Origin of the sequence: Mucilaginibacter sp. (assembly GCF_028288105.1) — a bacterium.
GTDB lineage: Bacteria > Bacteroidota > Bacteroidia > Sphingobacteriales > Sphingobacteriaceae > Mucilaginibacter.
This window is the reverse complement of the sequence record NZ_JAQBOI010000090.1, coordinates 20,513-43,075: the sequence shown is the minus strand read 5'-3', so window position 1 is coordinate 43,075 and position 22,563 is coordinate 20,513. Positions and strand designations below refer to the sequence as shown.

Genomic DNA, 22,563 nt, shown 5'->3' with positions numbered 1-22,563 from the left:
CATGCATAACCTGCACCTGTATTACAAGATCAGCGTTTCTATTTTACTGTTATCGGGCTTTGTCTCAGGGGCGGAGCTTTTAAGCGTGCCGAAGAAATATGTAAATTTTGTATATCCTACAACCGAAGTAAAAAGCAAGTATTTAAGATGGGCCGCAGTTCAGGCTATCCAGGTTGTTTTGTGTGTGATGGCCTTTGTGTTGATCATCGGGTACGATACCGTATATTTCAGGATACCTTTTGTACTTATTGCCGCGGTTAACCTGTATTCGTATCAAATACGCACCGGCGGCAAAGACGGATCAGACCAGGTGCGCCTCATTGGCTACTTATCATACAGCCTGTGTTTTTTACTGAGCAGCAATACCGGCGAATTACTATCCATTTATTTTATGGGCCTGCAGGTAATATTGGGGTATACTACCTCGGGTATCATGAAACTCACATCGCCATATTGGCGAAAAGGCAATGTATTAGCCGGCATATTAGGCACTTACTCGTACGGCATACCTAAGGTTTCCGGTTTTTTGGCAAAACACCCGGTAATAGAAAAAGCATGTTCATATAGCGCTATGGTGATGATGCTTGCCGTAATTGTAAGTTTTTGCCTGCCATTTCAATCATTGCTCATCGTTACCCTGGCATTGATGCTTTCGTTCCATTTGGCAACTTCCATATTAATGGGGCTTAACGATTTCATCGTTACCTTCCCGATGGCTTATCCGGGTATCATTCTGTTACACGCGCAGCTATTCGGTATACCTTTATAAAAAGCCATCTCTTATTTGTCTTACGCTATATCTTGAACAAGATCTTCAATCTAAGGCTTACATATATACTATCCTTCTCACTTATTTTTTGCGCAAATCACCCCCCTGTTTTGTCGTGATCATACCCGTAATATCATGGACTATTTGCAGATATTTGATAGAAAGAAACACAATCACTTTTTAAAAACAATTGCTATGCGAAAATTAAAATTACAGGTACAAATGACCCTTGATGGTTTTGTAGCCGGGCCGGATGGCCAGTTGGACTGGATGTGGATACCCGGCGAACGGGATGAATCTATATTCCAGCGTGTAATTGAGCTGGCCGACAGCTGCGATACCATTTTGCTGGGTCGCAAGATGACCCGGGGATTCACCGATCACTGGGAAAATGTGGTGGACAACCTGCCCGACAGCCCGGAACAACCTTTGGCGCAACTAATGGTAAATATGCGCAAAATTGCTTTCAGCCACACACAAACCGCCATCAACGGCAGGAACCTGGAAGTGGAAAACGGCGACCTGGCTGCTGCAGTACAGGCGCTGAAAAAAGAACCGGGCAAAGATATTATTGTTTATGGCGGCGCCAATTTTGTAAGTTCGCTGATCAGCCAGAACCTTATTGATGAATATTTTATTTTCAGGAACCCAGTTGCTATCGGGAGCGGGCTTTCAATTTTTAAGGAGCAAAAAGCACTGAAATTAGATAGTTCAACCGCTTACAAAAATGGAAAAATAGTCAATAAATACCTGCCGGTATAGGCTGGGTCTAAGTTGCACCGTTCAACCCTGGCTGACGCACGCGAGCCGCGTGTGCCCATCACTAACTTCACCAAACACAAAGTCTACCCACAAAAAAGCCCCGGGGACATGCGGGGCCTTGCTCCTCTGACTGGACATAATTCGAACCATTTGGTAGAACAGTTGCAGTTTTTGAACGGCCTAAAATGTTGCCTAGAAAGGGTTCGATTCGACTGTATTAATTGTTAATTTTGCCACAGATAAAAGCCTTCGAACTTGCATAATTAACAGTAGCGCTTATCTTAACTTTTCTTTAACACTATATTATTTTGCGCAATGTCACAATCGAAAAACGATTAGTTGTATTGCAAAAAATGCGAGTGTCCGAGTTACCCCATTACACTCGTGCCGCGACAGATCTGTGAGCGACTGAACCCACTGTCCTTTATTCATCACTTAAGCAACTAATAGCGCGACCGTGGTGAATAAGAAATAAATAAATGCGTAACCCAAAATTGCTTTGGCTTCCGAATAAGCATAAAATACCTTAGGCTTTAACGTTGCGATATTTAAGATAATCTTTTATGTGTTTTGTTTTAGAAATGGGGATATAAATTTTGGTCCAATAAAACTTAACTAATAGTCAGGCCATTTATTATTTGATAAGCCGCCATTCTTTTATATCATATCTTTTGTTTTTAAATGTGCCGTTCCGTTTAAACATGCCTTTATTTTTATTCCATAACAAGGTTATCCGATTAAACTTTTCTTTTTCATAATTAAAAGTTACGCCATCGTCTTCAAACAAGGTCGCTGTAGTGCTTTTCTCGCCGTATACGTAGCAGGTAATTTCAAATACCGTGTTTCCTGTTACATTAGTGACCGGCTTCGCCAAAGGAAGTATCGTTCCTTCTTTGATAAATATCGGCAGTTCGGTAAGGCCTGTTTTTACTATATAAGATTTGCCACCCTCATATTTTTGGTTGGTATTAAAGTCGTACCAGATACCTGCCGGTAAATAAACCTTTCTTTCATCCATTTTTTCCGTTAACGGTGCGGCCAGGATACCCTCACCTATCAGGTATTCATCCGCGAGGTTAAAAGTGTTCTTATCCTCAGGATAATCCATAACCAATGCACGAAACGGAGGTATCCCTTTAAAATGATAATCAGCAAATGCATTATACAAATATGGGATGAGGCTCATTCTAAATTCGAATAGTTTCCGGATATCGGCCTCAATTTGCTTTGCATTGTCCATTAATTGACCATTATTGTTCTTTTTAATATTGATCTGTAACCATGGCGGGTTTTGCAAGTACCAGGAATTAAATAGTGTTTGTGCCGACAGCACCGCCGTTTGACTGCGACGCATAAAATCTTTTATCGAATTAGATTCCCTTACTTCCGGGGACCATATCATGCCCGAAAAACCAGAATTAAGTATCATTTTAATATATTGGTCATGATCATATGTATCGCTATACAAAGCGGCGGGATAAGCCGATGCGAAAGCATTGGAGGCCCTCACATCAAGGTACGTGCGCTTGTTTGAGCGCTTATAAATGTTATATATGGTTTTTTGATACAGCAAGCCGAAAAGCTGGTGCATCTGCTCACCGTCAATGCCCGACGGGAACTGGCTAAGTTCGGGGAAACTCCACGAGTTGCTTCCAAAAGCGATATTGGAGTTATCACACTCATCCATTTTAAAGCCCGAGATCCCCTGTTTTACAAAAGTCTCATCATGATAATCGGCAAAAATCCCTCTTGCTGCGCTATCGGCGAAATCGGGTACTAATCCGCCCCATACCAGGTAATTACCCGACTTGGTTTTCAAAGGTTCATAAAGTGGAGATTTAGGTGATACAAAAGCATGTTCCCATAAATTTACCTGAAACCCCTGCTCCTTCATGGTGGCAATAAACTTTGGGGGATCGGGAAAAAAGTCCTTTGCCCAAACATATGAGCAGGAATAGGCTGCGGTTTGCCATTTAGGTTCGATACCCAATACATCACACGGGATATGGTTGTCGCGGAAGTATTTTCCCATTTTAATAACCTGCTGCTGATTGAAATCTGCTTTCACACGGTACTTGATCCCCAAACCCCAAATTGCGGGTAAAGCACCACCCCCTGAAAATAAATTATACCGCTGCATAACGTTTTTAAGATCAGGGCCCTCAAAAACAAAAACTTCTATTCCTTTGGCGCCGGGGATATCCACCGTTACATTGCCTTGCGCTTTGCCATCGCTTTTGTAAAGCTCATCAACTGAATTGCCTCCTTTTGTTTCTACAGGTGCACCGTTACGGTCATTTAGTTTAGCCGTGGTCCCACAGTAAAAGGTGGTATAGCGCGCTGTATTTATTAAGATCCCGTAGCCTTTGTTAGATACATAAAATGTGGCAGGGCCGTGGGTATAACCAACATCGTTTAACGGGTTATCGTTAACAATCGGTTTTATTTTTAAACCCTTCTGGTTAAAAGAACCCAGTTGCAGCCCGAAGCCATAAAGTTGCTCGCTATTATCCAACGGGATCTCTACTACTACTCCCCGGTCGTTTGTACTTATTTTGATATCAGCCAGTTTGAAAGGTAATTTTCCGGCAGGCAGACCGGCAAGTACTGTCTTCATCGGTAATTCCTCGCAAAAGGCGTATGGCGTAAATTTATCGGGATGGCCTGCAGATAATTTTTGTATGCCGGCTGCAAGGTTGGTAACCTGTGCAAAAGTATTGATAAGGGTAGCCTGCAAAATCAGGAACAGGGCAAGCGCGCTAATCGTATGTTTTTTCATATAAAATGTAATATTAAAAAAATCGGGAATCACTATATATATTAATCAGGGAGCTTTTTTAAATCCCTCCCATTTAACCACCCAGGAGCCATCTTTCGGCCACCCGGGTTCATGAATATTTTTATCACCATCCCAGCCTGCAGTCATAAATGCTATTGCATATAACAAGCCACCGTTTGAGGGGATGTAAGGGTATGGATTACCCCCGCCCACAAAGCCATGCTCATCAAATCCGAATTTTTTTGAAGGATGTAAAAGCATGTCAACAGCTTGATCCGGATGCCCAAGCCTGGCAGCAGACATGGCTACCATCGGAAAATCCCACCCCCAGCCCGTATCATATTTCCACACAGCCTGGATCTTTTGGTAGGTATTTTCCATAATGTGTTTGTCTACACCATTACCGGGCAGCACTCCAAATATCCCCGCCATGGCCGGGTGTTCAAAATTGAATTTTGTCCACATGTTGCCGATACCTTCCCATTGCTCATAAAGACTGTCTTTTACAGCTATCGGTGCTAAATTTTTAAGTGCTTTTTCCCATTCCGGCTTTGGCGGCAGTTTCAGGTTCTTTCTCCATTGCTGTGCGGTTTGCAAGCCGTACCGCCAGTAAGCCAGCTCAAAGGCCGGGTTCTGTGTTGTTAGCGGCTCATTGTTCTCCGGGACTGTTTTTATAGGTGGGCCTAAAATATATTGTTTGCGGGCCGTATCCAAAAAGGCATAAGAAGCTAAAAAATCTGCCGTTTTTTCAACGATCTTATTCCATTTTTTTAGGGTTTGCAAAGTAGGTTGTGTACGATAATCAAGTTCGGCAAAAAAGATTGGATGTGGCTGTTGCCATATCAACCATGCATGGGTTTTATCCGGCCATTCCCTGCCATCCGGACCGGTGCATTTTGGCCATCTGGCACCGGCATACCCTTGCAATTTTGCCCGCTTTATGGACGATGCCAGGTTGTCTGAATAGACATGAAGGCTTTTATTCAATAGCGGCCAGCGACCCCACAACGCATAGTGAGCCGCATGCCACCAGTACATTTCATAATGAAAGCGCCCGTACCAACTGTTATTGACCAGGCCTGTTTCCTGCGGTGGAAAGTTTCCTGCCGCATTGATGGCCATCACATATTGCGAAAGTATAATCCGCCGTTCCAGTTCAAACCAGCGTGGGTCTTTACTTTGGGACAGGTCTATTGCCGCCCCACTTTTCCAAAATGCAGCCCAGTGGTTAACACTTTTGGCTTTAACTTCAGCAAATGAGGGTAAGTTATAGCCAATTTTAGAAGGGGAAAAAGCAAAGACATATTCTATGCTCTTATTTTTGAAATCCGGATAAAAAACATAACTGTGTTCGGCTTCTTTCTTTACACTTCCGTTTCCCGACCATTTACAAGCTACCTGGTAATTGGTTTGATCCAGGTGGCGGTTAAATAACGCCAAATTGCCGTGTTTTAACGTAAGGCGTGTTTGATGTAACAGGGGCTTTTGATAGTCCGAACCGTTACTGAAATATTTTAAACTTGCATAAGGGAATTTTAAAAAAATACCCAGCCGGGCTTGAAGAATGAGATCGGATTCGATTTTGAAACTTAAAATATCCTTGTCCGGATCACAAATGGTGGTAACTTTTACTTTTTGCCCTTCCACAGTAAAATTACTTTCGGAGATACCAGTCCATAGGTTTACATATTGAACCGGGTCTTGCAGGTCATCCTGCTGTGCCGTAGTACCATCCTTTTTTTTTAATATCAGCCCGATCCTTCCGAGGTTAAACCGGTGTGGGTTGCTGGAGAGCCATTGAGTTAATTCAGCCTGATTGTGATCAGGCAGGTCATAGCCAACCATCCGGCCATGGGTTGCCACCAAGGTCTGTTTAAAGTCGCCAGGTTGCATACCTTTTGGGGGTGGCGTACTATGCCAGCTCCATTGAGACATGGTTGTAAACTGGTCGTTAAAAGTTTGCATCCCGGTAATATCGAACCCATAAGCAAAATTGCCGTTTCCCACCTGTGTTGGCCCGGGGGATTTGGCATCAGTGATTTTTAGATTATGACGGCTTACTAATGCCCGGCGATCGATCGTTCCCCGGCTGACCTGTTGCGCCCCGGCAGCTAAATAGCTAAAAATAAATAATAATAAAACAGACTTTTTTATGCACATCTTCAAACTTGAAAAAACAATGATCATTTTAAATGGCTAAGGAATTGAAATAAAGATAAGATAAGGCAGCTGCTGAGCAGCTGCCTTATGCCACATGGATAAATTTATTGGTATCCCGGATTTTGTTTAAGCGAGCCTAAGCTCTTGTCCACTTCCGCACGCGGGAAAGGCATCAGATACTGTGGTTCCAAAAACTTACTATCGTTCAATTTTATAATGTTATAGGTTTTTGTCCCATTGGGTTGTTTAGCGATATCCATACGGAGAAATGGCTGGTTCAATACCACCGTTGCAATCTTCCAACGACGGACGTCAAAGAACCTATGCTCTTCAAAAGCAAGTTCCACACGGCGTTCATTTTGTATACGGCTCCTGAGGGCTTCGCCAGCATCAGTTACCGCCGGCATGTGCACGCTTGGACGGCTTCTCACCATATTCAGATATTGCCTTGCAGTAACCTCATCACCCAATTCAAATTTTGCTTCCGCATAATTCAGCAGCACCTCCGCGTAGCGAAAGAAGATCCAAGGATTGGTGGGCCTAACGCTGGACCCAGAGGGCGGAATACTTTCGACCAAAAATTTCTTGAAATTATAAGAAGTAAGCGAGGCATTAAACCCGGAACTGCTTTCCGGAGAATCCTCTCCACCGTGAAATGTTTCTGTAACCCTGCCGGCCCAAACGGAGCCATCGTGCAGGATAGAAGCATCAAATCTTGGGTCCCTGCCGCTGTAAGGGTTTGCCGGGTCATAACCGGAACCGGGGTTTGCGACCAGTATACCGTCATTTTGTACAATATAGGGCTGTTTTCCGGTAGCCGCCATCTCATAAGCATTAACGAGGTTTTGTGATGGATTTTCTGACCCGTAGCCATTAGAGCCATTGCGGCCCTGTTCAAGGTTAAAGCCGGTACCACCCGTGTTATTGGCTTGCGTAAACTGGCGTGCAAAAATAACTTCGTTGTTGTTACTTAAGAAGGTTGCCTGGTAATCGTCATTTAACTGGTAACCAGCATTAAGCAACGCGCCTGCAGCGTCTGCAGCGGCCTGCCACTTTACCTGGTCGTGGCTTGGATTATTTTGCGCGCTGGCGGCATAAAGCAATACCCGCGCCTTTAATGCCAGGCAGGCGTTCTTTGAAGCCCTTCCCAACTGATTGTCTGGCTGATTGGCCGGGAGTAATTTTGCTGCATCATCAAGTTCTGTTACGATGAATTTCACACAATCATCATAAGAAGATTGTGAAACCGTAAAATCATCATGAAGGCCAAACACTTTAGTGATTAACGGGACACTACCATACCGCCAAATCAAATTCGCGTAAATATAAGCCCTGATGAATTTCATTTCACCCGTAGTGCTATTTTTAAAAGCCGCTTCCGCCGGAGCCGCGTCGATCTTGGAAAAAAAGATGTTAATGTTGCGGATATATCCGTAAGCGAAATTAAAATAGTTGATCTTGGTAGAAAGTCCTGAGACATTATCCTGTGTTAGTTCGCCTCTTTGTAATACGGCAAGGTTACCATAGCCATGTATGCTATAAGTTTCATCACACGCTGAGGATAACAGATCCTGCTGAAATCCATGCTGCATAGAGTTATAGGTTGCGTTCACATATAATTGTATCAGGGCGGGGTCGGTCCAGGTATCGGCCTCGGATATTTTGTCCAAAGGTGTCAAATCCAGCTTATTACACGAACTGGCAGAAAAAATAATCAGTACGATATAAAATATCTTTTTCATTTTCTTTAGTTTATAAGGTTACATTAACTCCGAAATTAATTACGCGTTGCGGGGGATAATACCAGTAATCATTGGTTTCCGGGTCAAATCCTAAATCCTTCATGTGGTCATAGATGACGAATAAATTACTGCCGCTAACCGAAACCCGTAAATTTTTCACACCAATTTTACCAGTTATTGCCTTTGGCAGATTATAGCCAAATTCAATATTTTTAAATCTTAGGAAGCCTGCGTCAAGCAACCATTGTGTTGAGCGCTGTGTGTTATTATTAAACAATTCATAACTGGCACGCGGTTGCGTAGCATTGGTATGCTCTGGCGTCCAGCGTCCGTCAGCTCGCCAGGCAAGAAAATTACCTAATGAATAACTCATTACCGGGAAATAGCCACCAAAATACTGTTTGACATTGGCCTGTCCCTGTAGTAGTACCGATAAGTCGAAGTTTTTATATCTTAAGTTCGCGGTAAAACCAAAGGTCATCTCCGGTACATTGGTTTGATTGATACGGATCCTGTCCAACGCATCGATCTTTCCATCTTTATTTACATCCTCAAATTTAATATCACCCGGTCTCGCATTCAGGTAGTGGGGATAAGCATCAATCGATGCCTGATCGGGAAAAATGCCAATAGACTTATAATATAAAGTGGAGCCGATAGGGCGACCGGTAGCTAATTGATAAGGCGTAGCGGCCGGTTGTTCGTCACTAAAGATCACCTTATTCCTGGCAAAAGCGATATTGCCGGAGAAATTATATTTGAATTCATGGTTGTTATTTGTATGGGATAGCACCAGTTCGAATCCTTTATTATCTACGATACCGATATTCTCGGCAGGCAGCATTAATCCCGTATAGCCCGGAATTATCGCTGTGCGTTTGGTTAAAATATCTGACCTCCGGGTTTTAAAGTAGTCAAATGTTATGCCCAAAAAACCGTTCCATAGGGTTGCGTCTAACCCAATATTACCGGTTTTTGCTCTTTCCCAGGTAATATCAGGATTCGGCGCTCCGGTTTGGACCAGCCCGGTAACATCATTCCCCCCAATCACATAATTATTACCGAAGCCATAAGTGGTTAGATATTGAAAAGAATCGGTTAGATCGTTGCCCATAATGCCATAAGATGCCCTGATCTTTAGATCATTTATGAAATTGAATTTTTTCATGAAGTTTTCCTCAGACAATCTCCAACCCACTGAAGCACTCGGGAAATTCCCCCATCGCTTATTGGCCGCGAAATTTGGCGAGCCGTCACGCCTCATCGTAAACTCCGCCAGGTATTTACCTGCATAATCGTAGTTAATCCTGCCAAAGTAATTTTTCCTGGCACCCTGAGTGGCAGATCCATCATTACCTTGTTTGTTTTTGTCACTGCTTCCGGCAAATATTTGTGGTATCACGGTAGAAACAAAGTCACTCCGGTAAGCGATATCATAATTGCTGTTGATGGTTTGTTGTTCGTATCCTAATAACAGCTTAACATTATGAAGCCCGAATTTCCGTTCATAGTTGATCCTGCCGGTTAGGTAAAATAAAGAGCCCAGGCTCGTCCTGTCATTAAGATCAGCTAAATCAGCACCCATTCCAGAGCGCCCACGCGTGTATTCACTATTTGTCGCGTCTTTATAATATACAAAAGTTGGCGTCTGAAAGGTTTTTGTGAAAACGCTGTTTGGATCATAGCTTCCGCTGCCATTGATCGATAAGCCTTTTACCCAGGGCAGGTTCCAGTTAAAAAATAAGGTACTTTGGAACGTATTGGTGTGTACGTCCTGATAACCATTATTATCATTCACCCAATTGAGAATGCTTTCGTTACCCCGGTTGGGCTGAGGTAAATTAGTGCCCGGCCAGTAGGGCTGCCAGTTAGGCTGATATAAGAAAATATGGCTGTTAAGATTATTGGCCCCCTGATAAGGGAAATGATTGTTATCAAATCGCCCGGACAAATTCATTCCTATTTTGAAATTATCTGTGATCTGAACATCAATATTCGAACGGATATTATACTGCCTTATCTTTTCAGTTCCACCGTTATACTGACCGTCCTGCATAACCTCTCCGAATGAGAGAAAATAGGTTGTGCCATTATTGCCTCCAGACACAGACAAATTAGTCCTGTGCTGTGGCGTCCAGTTTTTAACGATAAATTTATACCAGTCTGTGTTTGGGTAATTCGGATCTGAATTATTCTGATACTTATTCAACTCATCGTTTGTGTACCTTGGTGTTCTGCCTTCTCCGATTTCTATTTCATTATAAACTTTGCCAAACGTATAGGAATCGGCCATAATAGGATTTCTGGTTGGCTGGGTAAACCCTTGATTAAAAGAAAGGTTAACCTGAGGCGCAGCCCCGGCGGTTCCACGTTTTGTGGTTACCAATATAACGCCATTTGCGGCCCTCGCACCATATATTGCAGCGGAAGCGTCCTTTAACACGGATATGCTTTCAATGTCGTTAGGATTAAGTTGCCCTAAGCCACCTCGTTCCACACCGTCAATGATCACAAGCGCAGAAGTATTTCCGGTTGTGCTGCTGCCTCTTATGGAAATTGACGGATTGTCCCGTCCCGGTTCGCCGGATCTGCTGTTAATGATAACACCAGGTAAGCGCCCGGCGAGGGAGGCTGTCACGTTTATTGCCGGGCTTTTCACAATCTCAGAACCTTTTATCGCAACAACAGAACCGGTGAGCGTAGCTTTCTTTTGTGTTCCATAACCCACAACGACCACTTCGTTCAGATTGCCGCTAACTGCGACAAGCGTTACGTTAATGCGTCGGTCGCTACCTATTGCTACTTCCTTTGTCTGATAACCCAGGAAAGAAAATGATAAGGTGCCGACTGCCTCTGGCAATACTATTGTGTATTCTCCATTAACATTAGTTGCCAGGGCTTTACCTGTTTCTTTGTGTCTTACCGTAACACCTGGTATAGCTTCGCCTTTTTCATCGGTAACTTTGCCCGTAATAACAACCTGGGCTTCAAATGGTATGACGCTCTCTGGTTGGTATGCCTGCGCTTCTGATGATGACGGTGTAGTGGATGAAAAAGGAACACTTTTCGGGTCTTTATTATTGCGGACCACAATCACGTTGCCGACCATATCAAAGCTTAAATTCAACGGCTGCAAAATTTTCCTGAGCACATCCGAGAGTTTTTTCCTTTGCATATCAACGTTTACAACGAGTTTTTCATTGATAATATCCGGGCTGTAAACAAACTCAATATGATACTGCTTTCCCAGTTTCTGAAGAACCTGGCGAAGTTGATTATTGGTTTCTTTGATAGATATTTTTGTATCCAGTATGGCCTGTGCTTTTACGCCATTAGCATAAACACTTCCCATGATGGAAAAAACTATGATTAACTGTAAAAATGTTATTCTCATTATTTTTAGCAGTAAAGGTTTATATTTCATAAATTTGGTTTGGGTTAATAATTCATAAAAAACTCGACAAAAAAAGCCCCTCTTAATCGCTAAAGCGATTAATTAAAATGAGTTCGAATGCATTGGGGCTAAAACTATGACCGGTAATACAGCAAATATTACCGGTCTTTTTTTTAGGGGGGGATTTATCTATGTATTTTTTCTTCTCATGCTTGGTTGGCTTTTATGGTTTTATAATCGGTTATTTATTAGTTTGTGTATCTTCTTCAATAATGATCCTGCCGTCTGCAAACCTATATTTTGCGTTCACTGCCCGACAAATCAGCTCCACTTTTTCATTAAGCGGATGTTCAGCCAATAACGCGGTTATTCTTAGATTCCCAAGTTTTTGTTCGTTATATTCTATTTGAATACCATAGGCTGCATTTAATTTACTGATGACGGTGCTGAACGGAATGTTAGCAAAGTTTAGTTCCTTATCAGCGACTTCTTTTGAAAGTAATAATGGATGGGTTACCGTGTCTTTTTTAAATTGAAAGACGTTTCGCGTATAGGTGACTTGCTGGTTTGGTGTAAGGGCGATAACAACATCCTTTTTCTCCGCAGCCGGTTTAGTCTTCTGATCGTAAACCCACACTTTCCCGGTATTAACTATTACCTTGAACTCAGCTGCATCTTTAAATGCTTTAATGGTAAAGCTTGTCCCTAAAACGCGGGTGATCATATTCTGACTGTGAACCAAAAACGGGTGATCGTGGTCCTTGTGAACCTCAAAAAAAGCTTCGCCTTGCAGATAAACACTTCTTTCCTCCCCTTTAAAAGTAGAAGGGAATTGTATTTCAGACCCGGGGGTCAACACTGCCAGGCTCCCATCGTTCATTAGCACCAATTTCGATTTTTTACTGGTGTTGCTTATTTTTACCAAGCTGTTTAACACATCTTTGGTAATAAGATCATCAGATTTAGTCAGTGTTTGATAAGCGATAAACCCGATACTTATAAAAATAAGAAAAATAGCTGCTGTTTTGAACCACTGCCGCTGGTAAATTTTAACCATGGGCACCTGGCGGAAAGCCTGGTCTTGAATTAAGTTTACCCTTAAGTTTATTTCGGTATCCGATAGCTGATCATCAAGCGGTTTCACGTTTATCGAAATCAGAATAGCGCGGGCCTTTTCTATTAAAGTTCGTTTTTCGGGATACTCTGATAAAAATGTTGTCCAAAAGGCATTGCTTTCAGCTTTTTCGTTCAATATCCAGTCAATAAAAGAGTCATCCTGCAGAAAATCTTCAATGTCGTAATTGTCGTATTTGGCCATGAAATTTTATTTACAATGGGTTTATACTAACAATATTCAAAAACTTACAAAATGTACCCCTGGAAAAGACGAAAAGAATTGAGTAAAAATTTATTTATTATGTAAAAAACTGATTGTCAGTTTAATAATTTACAGCAGGAAAGGAAAATAAGAAGGGGAATCCACTCTGCACGGAAATTTTTATAGGACTTCTGCAATAAATTACGTAACGATTGGTTACTGATTCCCATGATTTCCGAAATCTGATTAAGAGCTAAGCCTTCATAAAATCTTAAATACATAATTTCTTGCTGACGTGGCGGCAAGGCATTCAGGATATTTTTTACTTTTACAGATAAGTCATTTATTTCTAAATCATTGATGATCTTTGATTCAATGTTGAATTCAACTAAAAAATTATACTCGTCGGAAAGTTCTTCATTTTTAGTCCATTTCGACTGATCTCGAAATATCCTCAATCTGACTGCTTTGAACAAATACCATTTTACCGCCGGCGTCGATTTGATCTTTTCTTTTCTTTTCCACAATTCAAAGAAAACCTCCTGTATGCAGTCCATCAAAAATTCGCGGTCTTGGCAAAAACGCCGGCCATAATTAAATAATTGTTTATAGTATCTATTAACCAATTGTGTATAAGCAAGCTGATTGCCAGTCCGGAAAAGGTCCCATAATTCCGAATCTTCTATCATTAGATCTGCTTCGTTATCCAATTTGTTATCCTGCTAATCATTTTTGTAATCGACTAATATACAAAATAGCCGCATTAGGAATCAAACTGTATCGAACCATTTGTGGAAAATTGGGAATTACCTTTTTTTAAAAATATTGAAAAAGGGATAATACTGCACTAAGCTGCATTTCCGCTCGACTGGGATCTAACCCACGAGGCTCTGTTTGGCAATAAAACCGCACATGTACTCGAAAGTAAAGTTGTTTAGTCTTGAATTTGTTGTGTCACCCGGATTGTCGTCTGTGCACTCGCCCGCCGGATCATTGTGTCGTGTAGCCCGTAATAAGGGAAATCAAATGACTATTTATAGCTATTGATGCTCAAAAATTTTAAGATTAAACTTGTTGATAGTAAATAGTTTAAGTAGCTACCAAAGAACAAAATGAACCGCCGAAACCAACGGGCGATGATCCATCACCAGCAACCGGAAATCCGCTGCCCGGCCCGGTGTCCACGAACCCGGCGGTTACAGGTGCAGATCCGGAAACCCCTTCTTAAATGCTGAACAAACCTAAAGCACCCTTCAAATTGACCTAAGCATAGTAAAATATCACACATATTAAAACCCCTGATCATGAATATCCAGCAATACCCTCTTCCAGAAAACCAGTATCATAAACAAGAATTCCCCAAGAGTCAGATCGTAATTCACCATACGGCAAGCGGCCCTTCGGCTAAGGGTAATATCGACTTTTGGAAAAGCGACCCGGTAGCGGTTGCTACGGCTTTCGTTATCGGGAAGGATGGCATAATCCAGCAAGCTTTCGGCTCAAAATATTATGCAGCCCATCTGGGGATACCGTCGTCTTTTATTCATGGCCTTGGGTTTACTGATTATAGTACGCGTTGCGATATACTGCACAAACAAAGCATAGGAATCGAAATAACCTGTTGGGGCGGCTTAACCAGGAAGAATGGCAAGTGGGTAAATTACCTTGGCAATACCGTACCAGACGATAGCGTACAGTTATATGAACCGTCGTTTAGGGGCTTTGCCGCTTTCGAGAAATATGCTGAGGCGCAACTGGTTGCCGTAAAGGAACTTTTATTATACCTATGCGATAAATATGGTATTCCTAAAACTTATCATCCCGGTATGTGGGATGTAAGCAAGGATGCTATTGGTGGCGTTAAGGGAATTTGGACGCATACCTCCTACCGCATTCCCGGCGACAAGCAGGATTGTCATCCGCAGCCTGAACTGATCGCGATGCTTCAATCGCTGGAGCAGGCGACTGAGTGAATAAACACATGAATACTTGCTTTGCCAATTAGTTCTGCTGACATTGCTTAACGATGGAATATTCCGGCAAACGGTTGATGAGTGCGAAAACGAAGATATGCAAACAACTAAAAATAACTACCTATAGCTATTTTCTGATCAGATAATAGTGGGTTACTTTAGGAAACTCAATAAAAGCATTTACACCAAATTTCACTTTAAACCGTAACTTAGAAATAATGAATATGCGGCATCTGATCAGGTGGAGTGTTTTCGTTGGCCTCGTGTTATTTTTATACTAATACTTATATAAGGGCAGCTGCAGCGTTGTTTAACCATTTTCAGGAAAATAATAGGAAAAGGCATGAAGCACACTATATTAACTATTATTACGGAAGTTGATCCGTCAAAAAGGCCGCAATTGGAGCAATTGCTTGAACAGATCCGGCTTGATTTGCTTAACAATTCATTGATCCCTTTTCCATCAATTAGCTTGCTGCATTTTTCCAGTATTGTTATTTCTGACAATAAGGTATCGCCACCCCTATTAATTTTTGAAAACAACTTTGATGGTGACGTTTCTTCCTACCTGGACGAGCTTTTGTCTGTGGCGGGGGCTGGTATTCACCAGATCTACCAGTGTTGCAAAGGATATCAGAATACCGTTTTTCAGCACGCTCATTTGAAGCAATTTTTGAAGGCAAACATTGTTAAGCCCAATGCCTATCATATTGGAAATGTTGGCAGGCAAGCAAAAGTGATCAGGGCGAACCAGGAGTTGCGCGAGCACTTGCAAACCTACCTGGACAAGTTGTTCAGTGTGCATAACCCAAATGAGTTTAGTGCAACGCGGCTTCGGGAACAAATGCAGGATTTTGTGAAAGCTGACCTTAAGCCAGATCTCTACCATCAACTTCCGCCGCATCAAACGTTTTTAGAAAAGTTTATTCCCCGATTCTGGCAGTTTTTATTGATTGCCGTTATTCTCACACTGTTATTATTACGCTTTCCGGTGACACTAGTTATTATCGTGGTTCTTGTCCTCGTTACGGTACTCATATTGCGTTTTAAAGAAGAACATGAACAAGTGGTCGTACCCCGACCATCTGTGTCAGAAATTGAGCTGTTAATTAATACAGAGAATAGGATCACACAAAATCATTTGGCAAATATCACGGATATTAAGCCGGGACCGTTTCGCCTGATATTGCTTAAAGTTGTGCTTTTTGCTGCAAATTTGCTCGCCAGGACTTCTACCAAAGGAAAGCTGGGCGGTATTCCGAGTATACACTTTGCCCATTGGTCCATCATTAATCAGAATAAACAACTGCTTTTCTTAAGCAATTATGATGGCAGCTGGACCAGCTATTTGGATGATTTTATTGATAAGGCTGCCGCCGGACTAACGGGCATTTGGAGCAACACGCAAGGTTTTCCTTACACCAGGTTTCTGGTACTCGATGGAGCACGTGATGAAATTAGGTTTAAGGGATATGCAAGGAATCACCAGGTACCTTCTTTGGTTTGGTATAGCGCTTATCGCGATTTGACCGTGCAAAATATTGATAAGGACAGCAGGATCAGAGAAAACCTTTTTAATAAACTATCTGTAGCTGAGATAAAAGAATGGCTTAAATTATTTTAACTGACATGGCAAATTTAGACACTGCAGACATCCAGGGATTTGTGTTAAGCTCTTATGCAAAGAATATGCCCTGTGCTAATTACATGCTATTAAAGATCAACAACGTTGCTCCATGTAAGGATTGGCTGAAGGCAATCTTTAACCAGATCACTACCGGCGTTGACAGGAAAAATGATTACTGCCTTAACATTGCATTTACCGCGACCGCTTTTCGTAAATTTAATTTTACAGAGTCCGAACTTATTACTTTTTCGGTGCCATTCCTGGAAGGAATGAGCACTAAAACCCGACAAAATATATTGGGAGATGAAGGCAATAGCGCGGCCACCGCATGGTCATGGGGAAACGAGGAATCTCCCGTTGATATCGTATTGCTGTTATTTGCCACTAATGAAACTGAAATTGCTGAAAGATTGGCAGACATCAGAGCGGGCATCGATCTCAATAAAGGGGTGGAAATCATCCAATCGCTATCGGCCGGCCGTCAGCCTACATCTCATGAACATTTCGGTTTTTTAGACGGTGTCGGACAACCTGTGATCGAGGGGACGGACAAGAAAGCCACCCAACTGAACCGTACAGGGCATGCAACCGTTATCAAAGCCGGTGAATTTATCCTGGGCTATGAAAATGAAATGCAAAAGATCGATGACTTGCCATCATTAAATACGATGAAGGATTTCGGTCGTAATGGTACCTACGTGGTTTTTCGTCAGTTGGAACAGCAGGTTGATAAATTGTGGAATTATCTAAAGGAGAAAACTACTAACAGTGATGGCGTCAGTCCCTTAATTGAACAAGAAAGGCTGGCCGCCAAAATGGTAGGAAGATGGAAAAGTGGCGCCCCAATTTCTGTGTATAGACAATCAGATCCGGCCACCGGAGGATCCATCAATGAAGAGAACAACTTCGGCTTTGCAAAGGATGATAAAGATGGTTTTGGTTGCCCGATAGGTGCCCATATCCGCCGCTCGAATCCGAGAGACTCCCTGTTCGGTGATCCTGAATTATCGCTTCTTACAGTGAACCGTCACCGAATTGTTAGGCGGGGCAGATCGTATGGAGACAGGACCAAGGATGTTTATCAAAACGACGGAAAGGAAAGAGGATTGTTTTTTTTGTGCATTAACAGCAATATTGAGAGGCAATTTGAATTCATACAGCAAACCTGGGTAAATAATCCAAACTTCGATTCACTGAATTATGAGAACGATCCCATTATCGGCGTTCGTAACGACATTAATGCATTTACAATTCAGGGCTGCCCGGCCAGGACCAGAGTGCATCAGCTTCCTGATTTTGTAACAACCAAAGGAGGCGCTTATTTTTTTATGCCGGGCATGAAGGCGCTTAAGCTATTGGCCGGTTAAGGGATTTCTAAAGTATCCGGTTCGGCAACAATTAACTTATTCTTGTTATGACGAAATTGGGATAGCGTTTGGTAAATTATCTTTCGTGCACGATTGACACTTCCAAGTGGTGTATGTTCAGGCAGGCACCGCCATGGGTTAAAAGAAAGTTGATCACCAAAGGCCCGTTGTGCTTCATTATCGAATTTCTGCATCGGAATTTTAATAGTGGCCAGTTTAATAAAAGGTGCATCTTTTTCTTTCCACCGCACACTCAGGTCTTCGATTGGGGTTTTCTTTGAATTGGTATCAAACTGAACTAAAAAGTCAAAATAATAATCCTTTTCAGTTAATTGTTTTTCCATTACTGTTGTCAGGTAATTCTGTGCTGATCCTGCTGCAACAGGGGTCTGGTGATCTGACTGTGGCTTTACCGAATATTTTACCACCCTATCACCAAACGCGTAAGGGGATACGCTAAAAAAGTGAGCTTCCAATAAACTGCCGAAACGTTTATTGGCGCGCAGTAAATTCCATAAATTTTGGGGGTTGGTTAATAAGTACCAGAGAAAGTGAAACTTGCTGGTAACGAGTGCGGCTATCAGATCGGCAAAGTCCACAATATCTTTGGCGACAAACGCGTCGGTAGTTATCGTGATAAAATCATGCGTTTTGCCATCCTGTTGGCCATCAAGTATCTTTTGTCCTTTAACATCCAGTAATTTTATGGCCATTCCCCTTATATCCCTAACATTGTCTCCTGTAGCCGGGGCCTGCTGATTTGAGAACCTTATCCATGCAGGGTGCGTATTTTGGGAAGCAAAGATACCCACCTTTAATTCATCAGGCAGGTTTTTTTCAATGATGAATTCAGCCCTTAACAAACCAATCATTTTAGGATGCGCGTCGCGTTTCATCTGCCCTGGGAGATTTTCCCGTAGCATTTTCGCTTTTAACATTTCGATAAGCTTTTGAATTGCCCGCTCTTGAGCGGGACTATTTTGGTCGGTTATTAAAGTATTCATTTGCAAATCGTTTGCCGGTTCCAGCTAACATGATATTTGACTGGGGACGAAGTATTTTTTAGCTGAATATTTGATTGATCCATGCGAGGGCAATGTTAGGCTTTGTTCAGAAGGTTCCTGAATAACATCTTTTAAAGGTATGGAGCAAAATACCTTCAGCAAATAGCCATTAATAGTTATTTTCATTCTTCCCTGTATACCGCGGAAGGAGACTGATCGTAAAGTATAAAGATGAAGAAGTACATACTGCAAAGGGATACACGAGGCAGTAAAGCGTTTTTAAGTGTGTTGCCCACAATCTACGTTATGGATGTCTGCCTCCTGAAGTATCCGGGGGTAGATTCAAAAACCGGAAAAATCGCGTTTTTGCCCCCGTTAAGGCTTTTTTAAAATAGAAAAAGCCTTGCGGACATGTAAGGCTTTTTCGCTCCTGAGGCTGGGCTCGAACCAGCGACCCTCTGATTAACAGTCTATGGGAGATGCTTTTCGATACTTTGTTTTTTTATTAAATACTTATATATCAATGTTTTATGAAAACTTCATTTTGTGCTATTTTGCTATTTTTGGCTATTTTTTGCCCATTTGTGTGAGAAATGTGTGAGAGTAAAATAGGCGATTTTGTGGGAAATTTGCTTAATTTCGAATGTTCTAAAAAATTTGTGTGAGAGAAATAGGCATTTTACCTAATTTTAACGAAAATGGCAGTAAAAGTTAACTTATATTTAGATGAACGGAAGGTTGAAACTGGTAAAAAAGCACCGGTAAAAATTAGGTTATATATCTCCCGTACCGATATCAGGCACTATCCTACAGACATCCACCTGACGGCTCAACAATTCCAACAATCCTACTTAACCGAAAAACCTAAGAAAGCATTTCAGGAGATTAAAATATCTTTAGATGCCATAGAAGCAAAGGCGAACAGAATTATTGCTAAAATGGATGGCTTGTTTATCCTTGATAAATTTGAGCGGGAAATGTTTCGCTCTCAAGCCGCCACTACAGATGTTTGCGCGTACTATCAGGATTACATAGATGAATTGACAAGATATGGCCGTGCAGGCACAGCTTCCAATTACCGTTTAAGCTTAAAGTCATTGCTTGAATTTGCCGGCAAGGATAACCACCCCGCATCAAGTCTTTCCTTCTCCCGTGTTACAGTTGATTTTTTAAATAGATATGAAAACTGGATGGTAGCTGCCGACAAGTCCAAAACTACTGTAGGTATATACTTACGGCCATTACGGGCTATTTTCAATAAGGCTATGGAAGAAGGCAGTATTGCTGCTGAACTGTATCCTTTCAAAAAATATAAAATACCTACAGGCCAAAATATTAAGAAGGCCCTAAGTAAGGAAGAGTTAAAAAAACTTTATACCGCGCCGGTAGAACCAGGTAGCCCGAAAGAAAAAGCAAGGGACTTTTGGTTTTTTAGTTACCAGTGTAATGGTATGAATTTCCGTGACATTGCAGAATTGAAGTATAAAAACATTAACAAAAAGTCTATTTCATTTTTGCGACATAAAACGCTTCATACCACTAAAGACAAGCCCAAGCCCATTATTATTCCTTTAACAGAAACGATTAAAGCAGTAATAGAACGCTATGGTACCCGTCCTTTTCTACCCGACAATTATGTATTTCCGATATTAACTAAAAAGATGGACGAGGCTGAGAAGCTAAGGGTAAATCAGAACTTTATTCGTTTTGTCAATCAGCATATTCAAAAACTGGCGAAGGATCTGGAATTGGATGCCGATATATCTACCTATTACGCACGGCATTCTTTCACAACGGCTGCCATCCGTAATGGCGCTAAAATGGAGTTGATACAGGAAAGTTTAGGCCATCGCAGCTTGAATACAACTCAAAACTACTGGGCGGGTTTTGAGGATAACGTAAAGCAGGAAATAGCTGATAAACTAATGGATTTTGGATAGAATCTTCGTTATTTGGAAAAAGCACCCAGCTCTATACTTAGCAATTTGGATTTCTATTCGGTGACCTATAAGGTTAACTATGGCGCTAAAAAGAGCTATAAAATGCACTTTATAATGAACTAATAAAAATTATTGATACCTTTGTTGTAAATAGAGCACTATAATGCACTTTGAGGAAATAATAAGAACAATTAAATTGCGCAGGGAATCTCTACAGGTTACCCAGGAAACGCTCGCGCAACTATCAGGAGTAGGCCTTAGAACGTTAAAGCAGTTTGAAAGTGGTAAAGGCAATCCCACTTTAATGACGCTGCAAAAGCTCGGCGATACATTAGGTCTGGAACTCAGTTTGACCATAAAGAATAAACCAGATATTCGATGAGAAAAGCCAAAGTATTATTTAAGGAGCAAGAAGCCGGCATATTGGAGCAGCTTGATAATGGTTTTTTTACGTTTCAGTATCATCCTTCTTGGGTTGGCGATGGTAGCAAGCCAGATATTAGCCTCACTTTACCAAAAACGGAAAAGATTTACGAATCTGAGTTTCTCTTTCCGTTTTTTTACAACATGCTTCCGGAAGGATCGAATAAACAGGTGGTCTGCAAGCTCAACAGAATTGACCAGACTGATTATTTTGGACTCTTGTTAACCATCGCAAAAAACGACACCATAGGTGCAGTAACTATCCTTAAAGCCGAAGATAATGAGTAACCTGCCAGAAATAAAGTATTGCCCGGGCACATTGGCACCCGGCTATAATACTTATAGCCGGACTTGTCTTAACCGGGTTTTTAATGGAAAAAAAGTAAATCATATTTTACTTTATGATTCTCCTGCTTCAAACCCAGAGACGGATGAGCTATTTGAGGAAAACCAGAGGCGGATGTCTATCTCTGGTGTACAGGAAAAGTTTTCCGTGTTGCTCGAAAAAAACAGACTAAGGCTGATCAATGAGGGTGAACGAGGAACCTATATATTGAAGCCGATTCCAAACGCTGGCAGAAAATCTGACCAATTGCCGGCTAATGAACATTTAACCATGCAAATTGCCCGGCAGGTGTATAGCATAGAAACTGCTGAAAATGCATTGATATTTTTTAAGAACGGGCAGCCTGCTTATATTACTAAACGTTTTGATGTAACGAAAGAAGGAGAAAAGCTGGCACAGGACGATTTTGCGTCGCTTGCAGGAAGAACGCCCCAGACCCACGGAGAACACTATAAGTACCTCGGAAACTACTTAGATCTTTTTAAGATTATGGAGCAATACGTCCCTGCATATAAACTGGAAGCACCAAAATTATTGAAATTATTAATGTTCAATTATTTGTTTTCAAACGGAGACGCCCACTTCAAAAACTTTTCGCTGTTGGAAACCCCGATGGGGGATTACCGCCTAAGTCCGGCTTATGACCTGCTTAACAGCCGCATACATATCAAAGACAATGACTTTGCACTTGATGACGGCTTATTACCAAAGAACCTCACACAAGGTAAGATTAGGCACCAGTTTTCAGTACTGGCTGAGCAATCAGGCATAAGCGAAAAAGTATTTGAAGGAATAGCCCAATCAATGATTTCAGAATCAACAACTGTCGAAAAACTCACATTAGCTTCTTTTCTTGACGAAACAACCCAACGGAATTATTTACAATCGTATCATGGCAGGCTCAAACAGCTGATGAAGGATTAGTCTTTGCAGTATCTTGAATTGAAGAAAGTTAGATT

General features: G+C 41.7%; 16 protein-coding genes. 9 read left to right on the top strand and 7 right to left on the bottom strand.

From position 1 onward, the window contains the following. Position 1: 1 nt before the first annotated feature. The gene (locus JWQ85_RS06480; RefSeq protein WP_299465707.1) at positions 2-769 is read left to right on the top strand and encodes a hypothetical protein; all 768 of its coding nucleotides are present in this window, start codon (positions 2-4) and stop codon (positions 767-769) included. Positions 770-964: 195 nt separating this feature from the next. Further along, complete coding sequence (locus JWQ85_RS06475; RefSeq protein ID WP_299465704.1) at positions 965-1,531, top strand: dihydrofolate reductase family protein; 567 nt, start codon at positions 965-967, stop codon at positions 1,529-1,531. A gap of 634 nt (positions 1,532-2,165) precedes the next feature. Here the strand turns inward: JWQ85_RS06475 and JWQ85_RS06470 are convergent. The 6 genes from JWQ85_RS06470 to JWQ85_RS06445 all read right to left on the bottom strand — a co-directional run bounded on the left by JWQ85_RS06470 (position 2,166) and on the right by JWQ85_RS06445 (position 13,634). Continuing rightward, a complete protein-coding gene (locus tag JWQ85_RS06470; protein ID WP_299465701.1) occupies positions 2,166-4,310 on the bottom strand; it encodes a TIM-barrel domain-containing protein in 2,145 nt (714 codons plus the stop codon). 45 nt (positions 4,311-4,355) lie between these two features. Then, on the bottom strand, positions 4,356-6,470 hold the full coding sequence (locus JWQ85_RS06465) for a hypothetical protein (protein ID WP_299465698.1): 2,115 nt from the start codon (positions 6,468-6,470) through the stop codon (positions 4,356-4,358). Between the two features lie 104 nt (positions 6,471-6,574). After that, positions 6,575-8,212, bottom strand: coding sequence for a RagB/SusD family nutrient uptake outer membrane protein (locus JWQ85_RS06460; protein WP_299465695.1), 1,638 nt, complete (start codon positions 8,210-8,212; stop codon positions 6,575-6,577). Between the two features lie 10 nt (positions 8,213-8,222). After that, positions 8,223-11,564, bottom strand: coding sequence for a TonB-dependent receptor (locus JWQ85_RS06455; RefSeq protein WP_299465693.1), 3,342 nt, complete (start codon positions 11,562-11,564; stop codon positions 8,223-8,225). A 283-nt stretch (positions 11,565-11,847) separates the two neighbouring features. Continuing rightward, positions 11,848-12,924, bottom strand: coding sequence for a FecR family protein (locus tag JWQ85_RS06450; RefSeq protein ID WP_299465690.1), 1,077 nt, complete (start codon positions 12,922-12,924; stop codon positions 11,848-11,850). 116 nt (positions 12,925-13,040) lie between these two features. Beyond that, the gene (locus JWQ85_RS06445; protein WP_299465687.1) at positions 13,041-13,634 is read right to left on the bottom strand and encodes a sigma-70 family RNA polymerase sigma factor; all 594 of its coding nucleotides are present in this window, start codon (positions 13,632-13,634) and stop codon (positions 13,041-13,043) included. Between the two features lie 594 nt (positions 13,635-14,228). Between JWQ85_RS06445 and JWQ85_RS06440 the strand changes: the two genes are divergently transcribed. The 3 genes from JWQ85_RS06440 to JWQ85_RS06430 all read left to right on the top strand — a co-directional run bounded on the left by JWQ85_RS06440 (position 14,229) and on the right by JWQ85_RS06430 (position 17,891). Beyond that, complete coding sequence (locus JWQ85_RS06440) at positions 14,229-14,897, top strand: N-acetylmuramoyl-L-alanine amidase (RefSeq protein ID WP_299465684.1); 669 nt, start codon at positions 14,229-14,231, stop codon at positions 14,895-14,897. A gap of 343 nt (positions 14,898-15,240) precedes the next feature. Beyond that, entirely contained in the window at positions 15,241-16,521 is a 1,281-nt protein-coding gene (locus JWQ85_RS06435) for a hypothetical protein (RefSeq protein ID WP_299465681.1), read from the top strand. 5 nt (positions 16,522-16,526) lie between these two features. Further along, positions 16,527-17,891: a Dyp-type peroxidase gene (locus JWQ85_RS06430; protein ID WP_299465678.1), complete on the top strand. Its 1,365-nt coding sequence runs from the start codon at positions 16,527-16,529 to the stop codon at positions 17,889-17,891. On the opposite strand, the gene JWQ85_RS06425 is transcribed toward JWQ85_RS06430, so the two are convergent. Then, positions 17,888-18,895 carry a catalase family protein gene (locus JWQ85_RS06425; protein ID WP_299465675.1) on the bottom strand — a complete coding sequence of 336 codons (1,008 nt, stop codon included), beginning with the start codon at positions 18,893-18,895 and terminating at the stop codon, positions 17,888-17,890. The two genes, JWQ85_RS06430 and JWQ85_RS06425, sit on opposite strands and share 4 nt — an antisense overlap. 698 nt (positions 18,896-19,593) lie before the next feature. On the opposite strand from JWQ85_RS06425, the gene JWQ85_RS06420 reads away from it, so the two are divergent. From JWQ85_RS06420 to JWQ85_RS06405, 4 genes are all read left to right on the top strand, one after another. Continuing rightward, entirely contained in the window at positions 19,594-20,835 is a 1,242-nt protein-coding gene (locus JWQ85_RS06420; RefSeq protein ID WP_299465672.1) for a site-specific integrase, read from the top strand. 163 nt (positions 20,836-20,998) lie between these two features. Next, positions 20,999-21,217 (top strand): helix-turn-helix domain-containing protein, encoded by a 219-nt coding sequence (locus JWQ85_RS06415; RefSeq protein WP_299465669.1) that lies wholly within the window; start codon positions 20,999-21,001, stop codon positions 21,215-21,217. After that, a complete protein-coding gene (locus tag JWQ85_RS06410; protein ID WP_299465666.1) occupies positions 21,214-21,546 on the top strand; it encodes a HipA N-terminal domain-containing protein in 333 nt (110 codons plus the stop codon). Before JWQ85_RS06415 ends, JWQ85_RS06410 begins: the two co-directional genes overlap by 4 nt. Further along, positions 21,539-22,528 (top strand): type II toxin-antitoxin system HipA family toxin, encoded by a 990-nt coding sequence (locus JWQ85_RS06405; RefSeq protein WP_299465663.1) that lies wholly within the window; start codon positions 21,539-21,541, stop codon positions 22,526-22,528. The genes JWQ85_RS06410 and JWQ85_RS06405 overlap by 8 nt, the downstream gene beginning before the upstream one ends. Positions 22,529-22,563: the final 35 nt, after the last annotated feature.

Coding starts and splice junctions, on each gene's coding strand:
- JWQ85_RS06425 (WP_299465675.1), bottom strand. CDS start 18,895: ATGAATACTTTAATAACCGACCAAAATAGTCCCGCTCAAGAGCGGGCA.
- JWQ85_RS06420 (WP_299465672.1), top strand. CDS start 19,594: ATGGCAGTAAAAGTTAACTTATATTTAGATGAACGGAAGGTTGAAACT.
- JWQ85_RS06455 (WP_299465693.1), bottom strand. CDS start 11,564: ATGGGAAGTGTTTATGCTAATGGCGTAAAAGCACAGGCCATACTGGAT.
- JWQ85_RS06460 (WP_299465695.1), bottom strand. CDS start 8,212: ATGAAAAAGATATTTTATATCGTACTGATTATTTTTTCTGCCAGTTCG.
- JWQ85_RS06480 (WP_299465707.1), top strand. CDS start 2: ATGCATAACCTGCACCTGTATTACAAGATCAGCGTTTCTATTTTACTG.
- JWQ85_RS06405 (WP_299465663.1), top strand. CDS start 21,539: ATGAGTAACCTGCCAGAAATAAAGTATTGCCCGGGCACATTGGCACCC.
- JWQ85_RS06410 (WP_299465666.1), top strand. CDS start 21,214: ATGAGAAAAGCCAAAGTATTATTTAAGGAGCAAGAAGCCGGCATATTG.
- JWQ85_RS06430 (WP_299465678.1), top strand. CDS start 16,527: ATGGCAAATTTAGACACTGCAGACATCCAGGGATTTGTGTTAAGCTCT.
- JWQ85_RS06475 (WP_299465704.1), top strand. CDS start 965: ATGCGAAAATTAAAATTACAGGTACAAATGACCCTTGATGGTTTTGTA.
- JWQ85_RS06440 (WP_299465684.1), top strand. CDS start 14,229: ATGAATATCCAGCAATACCCTCTTCCAGAAAACCAGTATCATAAACAA.
- JWQ85_RS06450 (WP_299465690.1), bottom strand. CDS start 12,924: ATGGCCAAATACGACAATTACGACATTGAAGATTTTCTGCAGGATGAC.
- JWQ85_RS06470 (WP_299465701.1), bottom strand. CDS start 4,310: ATGAAAAAACATACGATTAGCGCGCTTGCCCTGTTCCTGATTTTGCAG.
- JWQ85_RS06465 (WP_299465698.1), bottom strand. CDS start 6,470: ATGTGCATAAAAAAGTCTGTTTTATTATTATTTATTTTTAGCTATTTA.
- JWQ85_RS06415 (WP_299465669.1), top strand. CDS start 20,999: ATGCACTTTGAGGAAATAATAAGAACAATTAAATTGCGCAGGGAATCT.
- JWQ85_RS06435 (WP_299465681.1), top strand. CDS start 15,241: ATGAAGCACACTATATTAACTATTATTACGGAAGTTGATCCGTCAAAA.